This window comes from Actinoplanes sp. SE50/110, assembly GCF_900119315.1.
Lineage (GTDB): Bacteria > Actinomycetota > Actinomycetes > Mycobacteriales > Micromonosporaceae > Actinoplanes.
This window is the reverse complement of record NZ_LT827010.1, coordinates 2,115,493-2,128,987: the sequence shown is the minus strand read 5'-3', so window position 1 is coordinate 2,128,987 and position 13,495 is coordinate 2,115,493. Positions and strand designations below refer to the sequence as shown.

The window sequence follows — 13,495 nt, the reverse complement described above, 5'->3', positions numbered from 1 at the left end:
CCCGGCCGCCGCCACCCGGGCCCTCAGCCGCCGGCCATGGCGCCCACCACCATGAAGGGTTCCTGTCCGGCGGCGACGCGCTCCGGCAGGGGCGCGTCCGGCGGCTCGTTCGACAGGTCCTCCTCGCAGGCGAAGAAGCGGACCAGCGGCCGCCGTCTGCCGCTCACCCGGTCCCGGATGGTCCCGGTCAGCATCGGGTAGTCGCGTTCCACCGCGTCCAGCACCGCCCGCTGGGTGACCGTCCCGCTGACGCTCACCGTGACCTCTTTCCCGACTCCGGCGAGGGTCCGCAGGTGCACCGGCAGGATCACCCGGATCACGGCAGCACCTGGACTTCGACGGAGAGCACCGGCGGCAGGTCGCGCACGATCGCGGCCCAGGTGTCGCCGCTGTCGGCCGACGCGTACACCTGGCCGCCGCTCGTCCCGAAGTAGACGCCGCAGTCGTCGAGCGTGTCGACCGCCATGGCGTCCCGCAGCACGTTGACGTAGCAGTGTTCCTGGGGCAGTCCCGCGGTCAGCGGCTCCCACCGCTCTCCCCCGGTCCGGCTGCGGTAGACACGCAGCCGGCCGTCCATCACGTAGTGCAGCGAGTCGCTGGTGATCGGGACGACGTAGATCGTCTCCGGTTCGTGGGCGTGTACCGCGATCGGGAAGCCGAAGTCGGTGGGCAGGTTTCCGCTGATCTCGCGCCAGCGGCCGCCGGCGTCGTCGGTGCGCATCACGTCCCAGTGCTTCTGCATGTACAGGGTGTCGGGCCGGGACGGGTGCAGGGCGAGCCGGTGGACGCAGTGGCCGACCTCGGCGTCCTCGTCGGGCAGGCCGTCGGAGCGGAGCCCGGCGTTGATCGGCTGCCAGGTGGTGCCGCCGTCGTCGGTGCGGAAGGCGCCGGCGGCGGAGATCGCGACGTACATCCGCTGCGGGTCGGTGGGGTGCAGCAGGATGGTGTGCAGGCACATGCCGCCGGCGCCGGGCTGCCAGGTGGGACCGGTGGAGTGCTGGCGCAGCGCGGTCAGCTCCGCCCAGTTCCGGCCGCCGTCGGTGGACCGGTAGAGCGCGGCGTCCTCGGCTCCGGCGTAGACGGTGTCCGCTTCGGTGCGGGACGGTTCGAGATGCCAGATCCGTTTGAATTCCCACGGTCGGGGGGTGCCGTCATACCAGAGGTGGTCGCCGACCGGCGGGGTGTAGGTGAAGTCGTTGCCGGCCGGCTCCCAGGTGCGGCCGCCGTCGTCGGAGCGCTGGATCACCTGGCCGAACCAGCCGGACGACTGGGACGCGTACAGGCGGTCGGGGGCGACCGGCGAGCCGTTGAGGTGGTAGATCTCCCAGCCCGCGAAGTGCGGGCCGTCGACCCGCCAGTCCTTGCGCGTCCCGTCCGAGGTCAGGATGAACGCGCCTTTGCGTGTGCCAACCAGCAGCCGAATATGGGTCATTCGTCCAAGCTAGCCCTGCAGGGCCCGGGCCATCTCCGCCTGCTCGGCGAGTACCTCGTTCATCCGGATCTGCACGGCGTCCATCTTGCCGATCGTCTCGCTGGTGGTGTGGATGCCGGTGGCCACCGTCTCCGCGCTGGCCTGGATGCCGGCGATCTGTTCGGCCACCTTCTGGGTCGCCTCGGCGGTCTCCCGGGCGAGTTCCTTGACCTCCCCGGCGACGACCGCGAAGCCCTTGCCGGACTCGCCGGCGCGGGCCGCCTCGATGGTGGCGTTGAGGGCCAGCAGGTTGGTCTGCTCGGCGATCGACTCGATGATCTTGATGACGTCGCCGATCGCGGCGGACGCCTGGCCGAGCGCGGCCACCTCGGTGGTCATCGCGGAGGCCCGGCTGACCGCCTGTTCGGCGACCGCGGTGGCGTCGCCGCTGGCGTTGCGGAGCCGGTCGACGCTGTCCAGCAGGGCGCGCGCGTTGGCGGCCGAGCTCTCGCCGGCCCGCAGCACCGCGAGACGCTGGTTGACCAGCTGCTGCACGTTGCGCAGGGCGGCCGCCCGGGATTCGGACAGCTCGATGTAGTCGCTGGTGAAGAAGTCCATGGTGCCGACCACCCGGTCACCGCTCATGATCGGAAAGCAGACGCCGGAGCGGACCCCGGCGCGCCCGGCCGCGGGAGCCCGCACGCAGTCGGTGAGCTCCTGCAGGTCGCGGACGAAGACCAGGTCGCGGGAGCGCCAGGCGCGGCCGGAGAGCCCGACCCCCTCGGCGAAGGTGGCGGCCAGCGTGACCCGGCGGAACTCGTCGCCGGCCGAGCCGGACTCGACCTGGAACTTGAGCACGTTCTCGTCCGGGTCGACCTCCCAGTACGACCCGTAGGCCCAGCCGAACGCCGACCGGACCGCGTCCAGGGCGGCGCGCAGGGCGGTCGCGCTGTCCTGGGCCGCGCCGAGCCGGTTGACCACGGTGGTGATCGCGTTCCGGTCGTCGGCCGCCTGGCGCAGCTCGGCCGCGGCGACCGCGCTGGTCCGGGCGCGTTCGGCGATCCGGGTGATGGCGCCGAACTTCTCCCGGCGGGCCGCGTCCAGGTGCAGCGGGCTGGCCGAGTAGTACTCCAGCACGGCAAGCACCTCGCTGCCCCTGGTGACCGGCAGTGCCACCCCGGCCACCATCCCGGCGCGCATCGCCGCCTCGCAGCGTCGGCAGTCGCGGCAGTCGGCGGGGTTCTCGGCGACCGCCGCCTGGCGGGTGCGGAACGCCTGCCCGATCAGGCCGGTGTCGCCACGTGTCACCGTGCCGGCGCCGGCCGCCTGCACCTGCCCGCTGATCCGGCCCACCTCGTGCAGCAGGCGCAGCTGGCCGCCGTCGGCCAGCCAGACGGCGCCGTAGCCGAAGTCGTACGACTCGACCGTGCTGGCCACCGTGATCCGCCAGGCGGTGACGTCGTCGATCGCCGCGTCGAGAGCCAGGATCAGCTCTTCGAGGGCTTCGACGTCGCGCGGGGTGGGCCGGGAGACTTCCGGGGCCGTCTGCCGGGATCCGAACAACCGCACGGTGTTCCACCTCTCGCCGATTAGCGCCGACATCCTCCCCATCGGCGCATCGGCCGGGAGATGTAGTGGAAACCTCCGGGCTGGAAGCGGTATCCCGTCCCCGGCTCGGTCAGCAGGTGCCGCGGCCGGGCCGGGTCGTCCCCCGGTTCGCGGGGCAGCCGCCCTCTGCCGGCTCGTCGACGACGGCCGGCTCGCCGAGCTCGACCACGACGCCGTCCTGGCCCGCCGACGCCGGGCGCCGCGCCCAGGTAGATTCTCAGCTCGCCGCGGCCCATGAGGAGAGTCCTCATAATCCGTCTCGAGGGTGCGCGCGGGGAGACCTGCCGACACCGCGCAGACGCCCGGCCCGTCGTTTTTGACGCGCTGTTCACGCTGGGGCCCGGATCCACGATTCCTGGGAGTGCCGTTCAGGTTCGCTGGGTAGGTTGACTGACTCGGGCCCGGAACTCCGGCGTCCGGGGTCAGGACCCAGCGAAGGAGTTGATGTCCGCCGTGGGCGGATATGGGTGGCAAGTCGTCCTCGTCGTGGTGCTCGTGCTGCTCAACGCGGCTTTCTCGGGCAGCGAGATGGCGCTGATCTCACTGCGCGAGAGTCAGCTGCAGCGTCTGGAGAAGCAGAGCCGTTCCGGGGCGACCCTGGCCCGGCTGGCCCGGGATCCGAACCGGTTCCTCGCGACCATCCAGATCGGGATCACCCTGGCCGGGTTCCTGGCCTCGGCGGCCGCGGCGGTCTCCCTGGCACAGCCGTTGATCAAGCCGCTCGGGTTCCTGGGGGACGCGGCAAAGCCGGCCGCGATCGTGGTGGTCACCATCGTGCTGACGTTCTTCACCCTGGTCATCGGGGAGCTCGCGCCGAAACGGATCGCGATGCAGCGGGCCGAGGGGTGGGCGCTGCTGGTGGCCCGGCCGCTGGACGTGCTGGCCTCGCTGTCGCGACCGGTGGTCTGGCTGCTCGGCAAGGCGACCGACCTGGCGGTCCGCGGGGCCGGCGGGGATCCGGACGCCGGCCGTGAGGAGGTCTCCGCCGAGGAGATCCGCGACATGGTGGCCCAGCAGCAGGAGTTCACCCCGGAGCAGCGGACCATCATCAGCGGGGCGTTCGAGATCGCCGACCGGACCCTGCGGGAGATCCTGGTGCCACGCCGCGACGTGCTGATCCTGCCGGCCGACCAGCCGGCCCCGGAGAGCCTGCGGCGGCTGGTCGAGGGCGGGCATTCACGGGCGCCGGTGACCGGGCCGCTCGGCCTCGACGACGTGCTCGGGGTGGTGCACCTGCGCGACCTGATCGGGTCGGACGGGCCGGTGCGCGAGCACATGTTCACCCCGCTGTTCCTGCCCGAGACACTGAAGATCGCCGACGCGCTGCGCCAGCTGCGCACCCAGCGGCAGCAGTTCGCGCTGGTCGTCGACGAGCGCGGGTCGATCGACGGGATCGTCACCATGGAGGATCTGGTCGAGGAGGTGGTCGGCGAGATCTACGACGAGACCGACCGGGACGTGCAGTCGGTGGTGCGCGAGGAGGACGGCGCGATGCTGCTGCCCGGCACCTTCCCGATCCACGACCTGCCGGACATCGGCGTGGAGATCGACGAGGCGGACGAGGGCGACTACACCACGGTGGCCGGGCTGGTACTGGCCCGGCTGGGGCACATCCCGACGGTGCCGGGCGAACTGGTGGCGATCGACGGGCACACCGCCGAGGTCGTGGAGATCACCGGCCGGGCGATCACCCGGCTGCGGCTGCGCCCGCTGGACCAGGAGACGGTCGACGCCTGAGCCCGGCCGGTTTGCCGGGCGGCCGCACGGGGCAGAATGCCGCGGTGCTCACGATCATCGCGCTCGCGCTGCTGGGCGTGGTGCTCGGTTTCGCCGTACTGCGCCCGCGCGGCCTGCCGGAGGCGGTCGCCGCGGTCCCGGCCGCCCTGCTCTGTGTCGCGCTAGGGCTGGTCCCGGCCGGTGCCGCCGTCGCCGAGGCCCGCGAGCTGCTGCCGACCGTGCTGTTCCTGGCCGCCGTACTGGTCCTGGCGTTCCTCGCCGAGGAGCACAACGTCTTCGGGTACGCGGGTGCCGTGGTCGCCCGGATCGGCCGGGGCCGGCCGGGCCGCCTGCTGACCGCGGTCTTCGCGGTGGCCGCGGTGACCACCGCGGTGCTCAGCCTGGACGCCACCGTGGTGCTGCTCACCCCGGTGGTGCTGACCGTCGCCGCGCGGGCCGGGGTGCGGCCCCGCCCGCACGTCTATGCCTGCGCGCACCTGGCGAACTCGGCGTCGCTGCTGCTGCCGGTGTCGAACCTGACGAATCTGCTGGCGTTCGCGGCCAGCGGGCTGAGCTTCGCCGGGTTCGCGGCGCTGATGGCGGCCCCGTGGCTGGCGGTGATCGCCGTCGAATACCTGATCTTCCGGTGGTTCTTCGCCCGGGACCTGGCCGGCACCGCGCAGACCCCCGGCGACCCCGGCCCGGCCCCGCGATACGCCCTGATCGTGCTGGCCGTGACCCTGGCCGGGTTCGCCGCCCTGCAGCCGCTCGGCGTGCAGCCCGCCTGGGTCGCCGCGGCCGGCGCGGCAGCCCTGGCCGTGCCGCTGTTGCGCCGCCGCATGATCGGTGTGCCGGCCCTGGTCGCCGAGACCAACCCGGCGTTCTGCGCGTTCGTCCTGGCGCTGGGCGTCGTGGTGCTGGCGGTCCGCTCACACGGGCTCGGCGACCGGATCGACGCGCTGGTGCCGCACGACGCCGGCCTGTCCGCCCTGCTGGCGGTCGCCGGGCTGGCCGCGGTGCTGGCGAACGTGCTGAACAATCTGCCGGCCACCCTGGTGCTGCTGCCGGCCGCCGCGCACTCGCCCGGCCTGCTGCTGGCGGTCCTGATCGGGGTGAACGTGGGGCCGAACCTGACCTACACCGGGTCGCTGGCCACCCTGCTCTGGCGACGGATCCTGCACGTGCGGGACGCGGCGCCGCGTACCCGGCAGTTCCTGTTGCTGGGTCTGGCCACCGTGCCGTTGTGCATGCTCGCCGCGGTCCTGGCGCTGTGGGTGGGGTTGCGGGTCAGCGCGCTGTGACGGCGCGCAGGGCGCTCAGCGTCTCGCGCATCAGCGCGCCCAGGTCGCTGGGCTCGGGCCGGGACACCCACTGTCCGAAGGCGACCCGCAGCGTCACGATGCCGACCTCGGCGGCCAGGGTCGCCTCCGGGTCGGGCACGCCGCGCCGGCGCAGCCCCTCGGCGAGTGCGGCGCCGATCCGGGCCATCTTGATCAGCTCGCGTTCGCGCAGCTCGGGGTTCGCCTCGACGACCGACTGCCGCTGCCGCGAGTGCGGGTGGTCGCGCCCGAGCCACTCGGCCGCCACCTCCAGCGCCGCCTCCACGGCGCCCAGCGCGCCGGTCGCCGGCGGCGCGGCCCGCACCGCCTGGGCCAGCCCGTCCTGCAACTCCTGCGACCCGGCGAACAGCACCTCCCGCTTGTCGGCGAAGTGCCGGAAGAAGGTCCGCGCGGTCACCCCGGCCCGCTGGGCGATCTCGGCCACCGTCGTCTGCTCGTAGCCGCGCTCGACATACAGCTCCAGCGCCGCCTCCCGCAGCCGCCCGCCGGCTCCCGGCTCCCATCGCACCATGCCCGTGATCGTAGTCATGTCACAGGCTGACATCACGTGCGCTATGGTCATGTCACCAAGTGACATCACGTTTCGTGGAGGCAGTCATGCACGTCTTCGTCACCGGCGCCAGCGGCTGGATCGGCTCCGCCACCGTCACCGACCTCCTGCGGGCCGGCCACCGGGTCACCGGCCTGGCCCGCTCCGACGCGGCCGCCGCCCGGATCGCCGCGCTCGGCGCCACCCCGCTGCGCGGCGACATCGAGGACCTCGCCGGCCTGCGCGCCGCGGCCGCCGCCGCGGAGGGTGTCGTCCACCTCGGCTACAACCACGACTTCTCGCAGATGGCCGCGGCCGCCGCCACCGACCGCGCGGCGATCGCCGCGCTCGGCGACGGCCTGGCCGGCACCGGCCACCCGCTGCTGATCGCCTCCGGCGTCGCCGGCCTCGGCGACGGCAGCGGCACCCCGGTCACCGAGTCCGCCGTCCCGGCCACCGCCGCCCACCCGCGGATCGCCGGCGCCGCCCTCGCGCTGTCGCTGACCGGGCGCGGCGTCCGCCCGCTGGTCGTGCGCTTCGCGCCGACCGTGCACGGCGCCGGCGACCACGGCTTCCTCGCCACCCTGGTCACCATCGCCACAACCAGGCAGGTCGCGGCGTACGTCGAGAGCGGCGCCAACCGCTGGCCCGCCGTGCACGTCGAGGACGCCGCCGCCCTGGTCCGTCTCGCCCTCGAGGCCGCCCCGGCCGGCACCGTCCTGCACGCCACCGCCGAGCAGGGCGTCCCCACCCGCGACATCGCCACCGCCATCGGCGCGGGCCTCGGTCTCCCGGTCGCCTCGATTCCGGCGGACCGGGCCGACGAGCACTTCGGCTGGATGGCCCGCTTCTTCACGATGGACGCTCCGACCTCCAGCGAGGCCACCCAGCAGCTGCTGGGCTGGAAACCCACCGGCCCCACCCTGCTGGAGGACCTCAGCGCCGGCCACTACTTCGCCTGACCGGCCCGCACCGCCCGGGCCTCAGCGGTCGGCGTCCTGCAGGACCTTCTGCCAGGTGATGGTCTTGCCGAAGATGTAGGCGGTGGTGGCGATGATGGTGGTGCCGGCCAGCAGCAGGACCGGGCCCCACGCCGTGGCGTTGTAGGAGCAGACGTCCTTGAGCGGTGTCGTCGGCAGCGACAGCGCCCAGACCAGATAGGCGGCGGTGGCCGCGGCGGGTTCGACGAGCGGGACCTTGAAGCGGGCGGTGGGGGCGACCTGTTTCTGGCTGCGGTAGGCCAGGCCGATGGTCAGCAGGACGGTGGCGACGGCGAGCAGCAGCAGCCACACCCAGCGGGAGGTGAAGTCGGCCTCGCACTCCGGGTGCCCGGGCGGGGCGGCCACGGTGCCGAGGGCCGCCTGGACGGCCAGGTAGACCGAGATGGTCTCGGTGGGGACGTACTTGACGAGTTGGGTGAGGACCGAGCCGGTGACGCTGGTGCCGGCGGAGAGGCGGGCGGCGTTCTCACCGGCGGTCTTGGCGTCGTCGGGCGGGGCACCCTTGACCATTTCCTCGGCGGTGACGGCGGCCGCGGTGGCGGCGGCCGCCTTCGGGGAGACGCCCGGGGTGCCCTGCAGGCGCAGGGCGCTGTCCTCGGCCATCGATGACAGGCTCATGCCGGCATCCTTCGCACGGTAACGGTCAGCAGCACAGATCGGAGCGGGATCGGCGGGCGGTGATACCCGATGAAGATCAGGAAAACGAAGCGAGATTAGGCGTGACCGGTATACGTGTCAATGAATGGGACATGTCCGGTAGGCGACCTGATGGATAGGAAGATCGGGCGATTGACACCGTCTCCGGCCGCGGTGTTGGATTTTCGGCATGCCGATCAAACGGTACGGCGTTCTGCGGGCCGCCGTGATCGATCGAAGGATCGAGACCTCTGACACTCCGCATTATCAGATTCAGTTGCGCGCCGGCGGTATCGATTATCGGGCCGCGGTGAATGTGCGCTCCCAGCAGTCGCCGCCGGAACTGCTCTACCTGGCGGTCGACGCGTTCGCGCACCCGGTTCTCGACCAGCTGCGCCGGCTTCCGGACGGTTTCACCGAGCTGGAGAGCCGGTCGGGTGGGCCGGCCCTGGACTACATCCGGAGCAATCTGTTCCAGCGGCCGGACATGCGCCCGGTGCCGACCGCCGAGCCGGGCCCGGAGAATGATCTCGGCGATTTCCTCGACCACCATGTGCGGCGGGCACTGGGGGATGCCGACGCCCGGGCCTACGTTTTCGGTCAGGCCTGGGGGCCGGAGGCGATCGAGGACAAGATCTTCCACTTCTCCCCCGGCAACGGTGTGCACGATGTGCACATGAACCAGGGCAACGAGGGCCGGTTCGCCGGTGACGACGGTGTCTATCAGGACGGCGCGCTGCTGCTGCAGTTCGGTGACGCGTGGGTGGCGATCTTCCTGGCCTTCCAGTCGCAGGCCTGGCACACCGACGACATCACCGGCCACAAGCTCCCGGACGTGCCCGGCCCCGGGCCGGCGTCCACCGACCGCCGGGTGCGCATCGTCGCGGCGCTGGCCGATCCGGCCGGCCCGGCCCCGGAGCGGGAGACGGTCACCCTGGTCAACGCCGGGCCGTCCGATCAGGACCTGTCCGGCTGGGCGCTGCTCGACCGCGCCGGCAACCGGCAGGCACTGCGGGGCGCGTTCCCGGCCGGCGGCGCCTTGCAGGTGACGCTCACCGCCCCGGTGGCGCTGGGCAACCGCGGCGGCACGATCACCCTGCTCGACGCGGCCGGCCTCAAGGTCGACGGGGTCGCCTACACGGCCGACCAGGCCGGCCGGGAGGGCTGGACGATCGTCTTCTAGATGAAGACGCCGTCCAGCATCAGATCGACCGAGCGATCGGCGGCCGCGCGCGCGGCCGCCGCGTCCGCCGCCGCCTCGGCGACGCCCTGCACCATGGTGAACAGCAGGGTCAGGTCGGCGGGGACGAGATCGGCGCGGACGTAGCCGTGCTCCTGCGCGCGCCGCAGCGGCCCGCCGAGGGCGGCGAGGGCCCGCTGCCGGTACCGGTTCTGGGCGGCGACCGACAGCCGCCGGATCAGCACGACCAGGCCGCGCATGGCGATCTGGGCGTGCAGCACCGAGCGCAGCAGGTTCCGGAAGTGCTCCGGGTGGGCGAGCAGCACCGAGGCGGCCTCTTCCAGGCGCTCCAGCTGATACTCGATGACCGCGGCGATGAGCGTCGGGCGGTCCGGGAAATGCCGGTAGAGCGTGGCCTGTCCGACGCCGGCCCGCCGGGCGATCTCCGGCATCAGTGACACCGGGTCGCCCTCGGTGAGCACCTCGCTGGCCGCCAGGACGATGGCCGCGCGGTTGCGCTGGGCGTCCCGGCGGCGCGTAGTCGGGGTTCCGTAGAGCAAGCGTCCCACCCCCTTACCGACCAGTCACGTTACCGGTCGGTAACGAGAATGTCATCACCTTCACTTTCTCGGTACGGGTGCCGCGCGCTTCTCGGTGGGCGGACCGGTCACCATCGCCGGCGGCTGCTCGGCGGACGAGCCGGCGGCTCCTCGGCGGACGAGCGGATGGGCCGGCGGGCCGGCGGGCCGGCGGGCCGACGGGCCGACGGGCCGACGGGCCGACGGGCCGACGGGCCGACGGGCCGACGGGCCGACGGGCCGAAATGGACGTGCCGCCGGGCCGGTCGGGCCACAGGAGACGGACCCCGGGCACGTCGGTACGCCGCGGTGCGTTCGTGATACGGCCGGAAACCCGACAGGCCCGGTATGCCTACGCAAGGTAGCGTCATGATTACTGTTGGCCCACATCGGGGGGTGCGGCATTGGTCACGGTGGAAACGGTCACGACCCCGACCATCATCGCCGGACGCTATCGAATCATCCGTCCGCTCGGATCCGGCGGGATGAGCCACGTGTGGCTCGCCCACGACGCCGTCCGGCACGTCGACGTCGCGATCAAACAGTGCACCGTGCCCGGCGGCCTGCACCCCGACCAGCAGGAGGTGGCGCGCACCTGGGCGGTCGGCGAGGCGCAGGCCGCGGCCCGGGTCCGGCACCCGCACGTGATCCGCACCCTGGACGTGCTGCCCGCCCCGGGCGGCCCCTGGCTGATCATGGAATACGTCGCGGGCCGTTCGCTGCAGCAGGTCATCCAGGACGACGGCCCGCTGCCCCCGGCCCGGGTCGCCGAGATCGGCCTCGCCATCCTGGACGGCCTGGCCGCCGCCGGCCGGGCCGGGCTGCTGCACCTCGACGTCAAGCCGGGCAACGTGCTGATCGGCGACGACGGCCGGATCGTGCTGATCGATTTTGGCCCAGCGGTCACCGTGCCCGGGGTTGCCGCCCTCACCGAGGCCCGGGTGATCCTCGGCTCGCCGAAATACATCGCCCCGGAACGCCTGTTCGACCGCGCCTCGACGGCCCGCTCCGACCTGTGGTCGCTCGGCGCCACCCTCTATCACGCGGTCGAGGGACATCCGCCGTACGCCCGCAGCAGTATCGCCGCGACCCTGCGTTCACTGGCGGCCGGCCCGCCGGACGCCCCGCGCCGGGCCGGGCCGCTCACCCCGGTGCTGGCCGGCCTGCTGCGCCACGACCCGGCCGACCGGCTCACCCCGGCCGAGACCGCCGACCTGCTGCACCGGGCCGCCCACCCGCCCCGCTCCCGGATCCGCCGCCGGGTGCCGGCCCTGGCCGCCGCCTGCGCGCTGGTCGGCACCCTGATCGTCGGCGGCAGCGCGCAGGGCGGCGTGGCCCCGCCGGCCGCCCCGGCCGGTTACACCTGGTGGCCCGATCCGACCGGCTTCCAGCTCGCCGTCCCCGCCGGCTGGAAGCCGGCCCGGATGCTCGGCACGGTCACCTTCACCGACCCGCACGGCCCGGGCACCCTGCGGGTGAGCCGCTGGCCGCACCCGCCCGCCGACGTGGCCGCCGCCCTGACCGCCGAGGAACGCTCGATCCGGCTGCCCGGTTACCACCGCACCCGGATCGACGACACCGTCTGGGAGTACACCTGGACCGACCCGGCCGCCGGCCCGATGCGCGGCGTGCGCCGGGCGGTGCCCACGACCACCGGCACCTACGTCGTCGAATGGCGCACCCCACGCAACCAATGGGCAGCTGACCTGCCCAAACTCGCGATTGTCCTGGAGACGCTCGACTAGGCAGAATGTGCGTCCATGTATGTCGGGATCACCGGGGTGGGCGCGTACCTTCCGGAGCGCGAGGTCACCACGGACGAGCTGCAGGACGGCGTGGCCCGCTCCGGCGGCATCCGTCTGCCCGGTGGCCTGTTCCGCCGGCTCACCGGCATCCAGCGGCGCCGGATCGCCGGGCCCGACGAGTACGCGTCGACGCTGGGCGTGCACGCCGCCCGGGCCGCGCTGCACCGGGCCGAGCTGGACCCGCTCGACATCGACCTGCTGCTGTTCGCCTCGGCGTCGCGGGACATGGTCGAGCCGGCCACCGCGCACATCGTGCAGACCGAGCTCGGCAGTCGCGCCCACGCGCTGGACGTCACCAACGCCTGCAACAGCTTCGTCAACGGGATCGACATGGCCCGGGCGATGATCCTGGCCGGGCGGGCCCGGCGGGTCCTGGTGGTGACCGGGGAGACCCCGAGCCGGGTGATGCGCGGCCGGGTGGACAGCATCGACCAGGCGCGCCGCTCGTTCGCCGGGTTCACCTTCGGCGACGCCGGCGCGGCCGTGGTGGTGGAGCCGGTGGCGCGCGGCGGGATCCTGGACGTCGACACCGAGACACAGTCGCAGCACTGGGCGGTCGGCGGCATCCCCGGCGGCGGGTCCCGGCATCCGCGCGGCGACGAGCACACCTACTTCGCCGGGGACGGGCACCGGCTGCGCGGCGTGTTCGAGAAGGTCGGGGCGAGCATCCTGGACCGGGTGCGGGCACGGACCGGGCTGGAGCTCACCGATTACGCCAAGGTGCTGGTGCACCAGGTGACGCTGCCCTACCTGGACCGGTTCGTCGAGGTCACCGGGGTGCCCCGGGACCGCCTGGAGATCACCGTGGACGGGGTGGGCAACGTGGCGAGCGCGACCCTCGGCGTACAACTCGATCTGGTCTTCGATGATCTCGCCCCCGGGGAGCGGGTGCTGCTCATGGGCCTCGGCGGCGGGGTCAGCATCATGACCATGGTGTGGGAGCGGTCGTGACCCCGCTCTGGGTCATCGTCCCGGCGTTCGACGAGGCCGCCCGGATCGGCGCCACCCTGGACGCCCTCGCCGCGCAGACCGACCGCGACTTCACCCTGCTGGTCGTCGACAACGCCTCGACCGACGCCACCGCCGGCATCGCCCGCGACTTCGCCCGCCGGGCCCCCTTCCCGGTGCACGTGCTCAGCGAACCGGAGAAGGGCGTCGGCTGCGCGGTCGACACCGGCTTCCGGCACGCCATCGCGGCCGGCGCCCGGATGCTCGCCCGCACCGACGCCGACTGCCTGCCCCGGCCCGGCTGGATCGCCGCCGCCCGCCGGGCACTCAGCGCCGGCGACGTCCTGGTCTGCGGCCGGATCACCGCCCGGCACGACGAACACGGACCGCTCGGACGCGCCGCCTTCGCCGGGCTCGTCGGCCTCGCCGCGGCCTTCGGCCGGATCCGCCCGGCGCACCGCGGCGACGCCTACCTCGCGCCGTACCGGATGCACGCCGGCAACAACATGGCGATCACCGCCCGGCTGTACGAGGCGTGCGGCGGGATGCCGCGCCGCCCCTCGCCGACCGACCGCACCTTCCTCAACCGGGTCCGCGCCACCACCGACCGCATCGTGCACAGCCGCGACATGGTGGTGGAGAACTCCACCCGGCGGCTGCGCGCCTACGGCGTGATCCGCACCGCCCGCTGGTATCTCGACCGCGGCAGCGGCCCGCTCACCCCGGACCCGCGGTGACCCGTC

At 73.2% G+C, this 13,495-nt stretch carries 13 protein-coding genes; 7 read left to right on the top strand and 6 right to left on the bottom strand.

What is annotated here, in order from left to right; translation table 11 throughout:
• Nucleotides 1-23: 23 nt before the first annotated feature.
• From ACSP50_RS09575 to ACSP50_RS09565, 3 genes are read right to left on the bottom strand one after another with little or no spacing between them, the layout of a single operon-like run.
• A complete protein-coding gene (locus ACSP50_RS09575) occupies nucleotides 24-320 on the bottom strand; it encodes a MoaD/ThiS family protein (protein ID WP_014688967.1) in 297 nt (98 codons plus the stop codon).
• A complete protein-coding gene (locus ACSP50_RS09570) occupies nucleotides 317-1,432 on the bottom strand; it encodes a hypothetical protein (RefSeq protein WP_014688966.1) in 1,116 nt (371 codons plus the stop codon). The genes ACSP50_RS09575 and ACSP50_RS09570 overlap by 4 nt, the downstream gene beginning before the upstream one ends.
• Before the next feature lie 9 nt (nucleotides 1,433-1,441).
• Nucleotides 1,442-3,013: a GAF domain-containing protein gene (locus ACSP50_RS09565; RefSeq protein ID WP_014688965.1), complete on the bottom strand. Its 1,572-nt coding sequence runs from the start codon at nucleotides 3,011-3,013 to the stop codon at nucleotides 1,442-1,444.
• A 450-nt stretch (nucleotides 3,014-3,463) separates the two neighbouring features.
• Here ACSP50_RS09565 and ACSP50_RS09560 point away from each other — a divergent pair, with 450 nt between their 5' ends.
• Entirely contained in the window at nucleotides 3,464-4,756 is a 1,293-nt protein-coding gene (locus ACSP50_RS09560) for a hemolysin family protein (RefSeq protein WP_014688964.1), read from the top strand.
• Nucleotides 4,757-4,800: 44 nt separating this feature from the next.
• Nucleotides 4,801-6,036, top strand: coding sequence for an SLC13 family permease (locus ACSP50_RS09555; protein ID WP_043511096.1), 1,236 nt, complete (start codon nucleotides 4,801-4,803; stop codon nucleotides 6,034-6,036).
• Here the strand turns inward: ACSP50_RS09555 and ACSP50_RS09550 are convergent.
• The gene (locus ACSP50_RS09550; protein WP_043511093.1) at nucleotides 6,023-6,586 is read right to left on the bottom strand and encodes a TetR/AcrR family transcriptional regulator; all 564 of its coding nucleotides are present in this window, start codon (nucleotides 6,584-6,586) and stop codon (nucleotides 6,023-6,025) included. The two genes, ACSP50_RS09555 and ACSP50_RS09550, sit on opposite strands and share 14 nt — an antisense overlap.
• 86 nt (nucleotides 6,587-6,672) lie before the next feature.
• Between ACSP50_RS09550 and ACSP50_RS09545 the strand changes: the two genes are divergently transcribed.
• Complete coding sequence (locus ACSP50_RS09545) at nucleotides 6,673-7,566, top strand: SDR family oxidoreductase (RefSeq protein WP_014688961.1); 894 nt, start codon at nucleotides 6,673-6,675, stop codon at nucleotides 7,564-7,566.
• 21 nt (nucleotides 7,567-7,587) lie between these two features.
• On the opposite strand, the gene ACSP50_RS09540 is transcribed toward ACSP50_RS09545, so the two are convergent.
• A complete protein-coding gene (locus ACSP50_RS09540; protein WP_014688960.1) occupies nucleotides 7,588-8,223 on the bottom strand; it encodes a hypothetical protein in 636 nt (211 codons plus the stop codon).
• 208 nt (nucleotides 8,224-8,431) lie between these two features.
• Here ACSP50_RS09540 and ACSP50_RS09535 point away from each other — a divergent pair, with 208 nt between their 5' ends.
• Complete coding sequence (locus ACSP50_RS09535) at nucleotides 8,432-9,424, top strand: DUF2278 family protein (RefSeq protein ID WP_014688959.1); 993 nt, start codon at nucleotides 8,432-8,434, stop codon at nucleotides 9,422-9,424.
• Here ACSP50_RS09535 and ACSP50_RS09530 read toward each other — a convergent pair.
• The gene (locus tag ACSP50_RS09530; protein ID WP_369793905.1) at nucleotides 9,421-9,990 is read right to left on the bottom strand and encodes a TetR/AcrR family transcriptional regulator; all 570 of its coding nucleotides are present in this window, start codon (nucleotides 9,988-9,990) and stop codon (nucleotides 9,421-9,423) included. The two genes, ACSP50_RS09535 and ACSP50_RS09530, sit on opposite strands and share 4 nt — an antisense overlap.
• A gap of 494 nt (nucleotides 9,991-10,484) precedes the next feature.
• Between ACSP50_RS09530 and ACSP50_RS09525 the strand changes: the two genes are divergently transcribed.
• From ACSP50_RS09525 to ACSP50_RS09515, 3 genes are read left to right on the top strand one after another with little or no spacing between them, the layout of a single operon-like run.
• Nucleotides 10,485-11,744 carry a serine/threonine-protein kinase gene (locus ACSP50_RS09525; protein WP_155123460.1) on the top strand — a complete coding sequence of 420 codons (1,260 nt, stop codon included), beginning with the start codon at nucleotides 10,485-10,487 and terminating at the stop codon, nucleotides 11,742-11,744.
• A 15-nt stretch (nucleotides 11,745-11,759) separates the two neighbouring features.
• Nucleotides 11,760-12,755: a 3-oxoacyl-ACP synthase III family protein gene (locus ACSP50_RS09520; protein WP_014688956.1), complete on the top strand. Its 996-nt coding sequence runs from the start codon at nucleotides 11,760-11,762 to the stop codon at nucleotides 12,753-12,755.
• The gene (locus tag ACSP50_RS09515) at nucleotides 12,752-13,489 is read left to right on the top strand and encodes a glycosyltransferase (RefSeq protein ID WP_014688955.1); all 738 of its coding nucleotides are present in this window, start codon (nucleotides 12,752-12,754) and stop codon (nucleotides 13,487-13,489) included. The genes ACSP50_RS09520 and ACSP50_RS09515 overlap by 4 nt, the downstream gene beginning before the upstream one ends.
• Nucleotides 13,490-13,495: the final 6 nt, after the last annotated feature.

Bases quoted from the DNA above. Each gene is read 5' to 3' on its own strand.
- ACSP50_RS09570 (WP_014688966.1), bottom strand. From the start codon at position 1,432: ATGACCCATATTCGGCTGCTGGTTGGCACACGCAAAGGCGCGTTCATC.
- ACSP50_RS09535 (WP_014688959.1), top strand. From the start codon at position 8,432: ATGCCGATCAAACGGTACGGCGTTCTGCGGGCCGCCGTGATCGATCGA.
- ACSP50_RS09525 (WP_155123460.1), top strand. From the start codon at position 10,485: ATGAGCCACGTGTGGCTCGCCCACGACGCCGTCCGGCACGTCGACGTC.
- ACSP50_RS09565 (WP_014688965.1), bottom strand. From the start codon at position 3,013: ATGTCGGCGCTAATCGGCGAGAGGTGGAACACCGTGCGGTTGTTCGGA.
- ACSP50_RS09545 (WP_014688961.1), top strand. From the start codon at position 6,673: ATGCACGTCTTCGTCACCGGCGCCAGCGGCTGGATCGGCTCCGCCACC.
- ACSP50_RS09540 (WP_014688960.1), bottom strand. From the start codon at position 8,223: ATGAGCCTGTCATCGATGGCCGAGGACAGCGCCCTGCGCCTGCAGGGC.
- ACSP50_RS09560 (WP_014688964.1), top strand. From the start codon at position 3,464: ATGTCCGCCGTGGGCGGATATGGGTGGCAAGTCGTCCTCGTCGTGGTG.
- ACSP50_RS09520 (WP_014688956.1), top strand. From the start codon at position 11,760: ATGTATGTCGGGATCACCGGGGTGGGCGCGTACCTTCCGGAGCGCGAG.
- ACSP50_RS09550 (WP_043511093.1), bottom strand. From the start codon at position 6,586: ATGGTGCGATGGGAGCCGGGAGCCGGCGGGCGGCTGCGGGAGGCGGCG.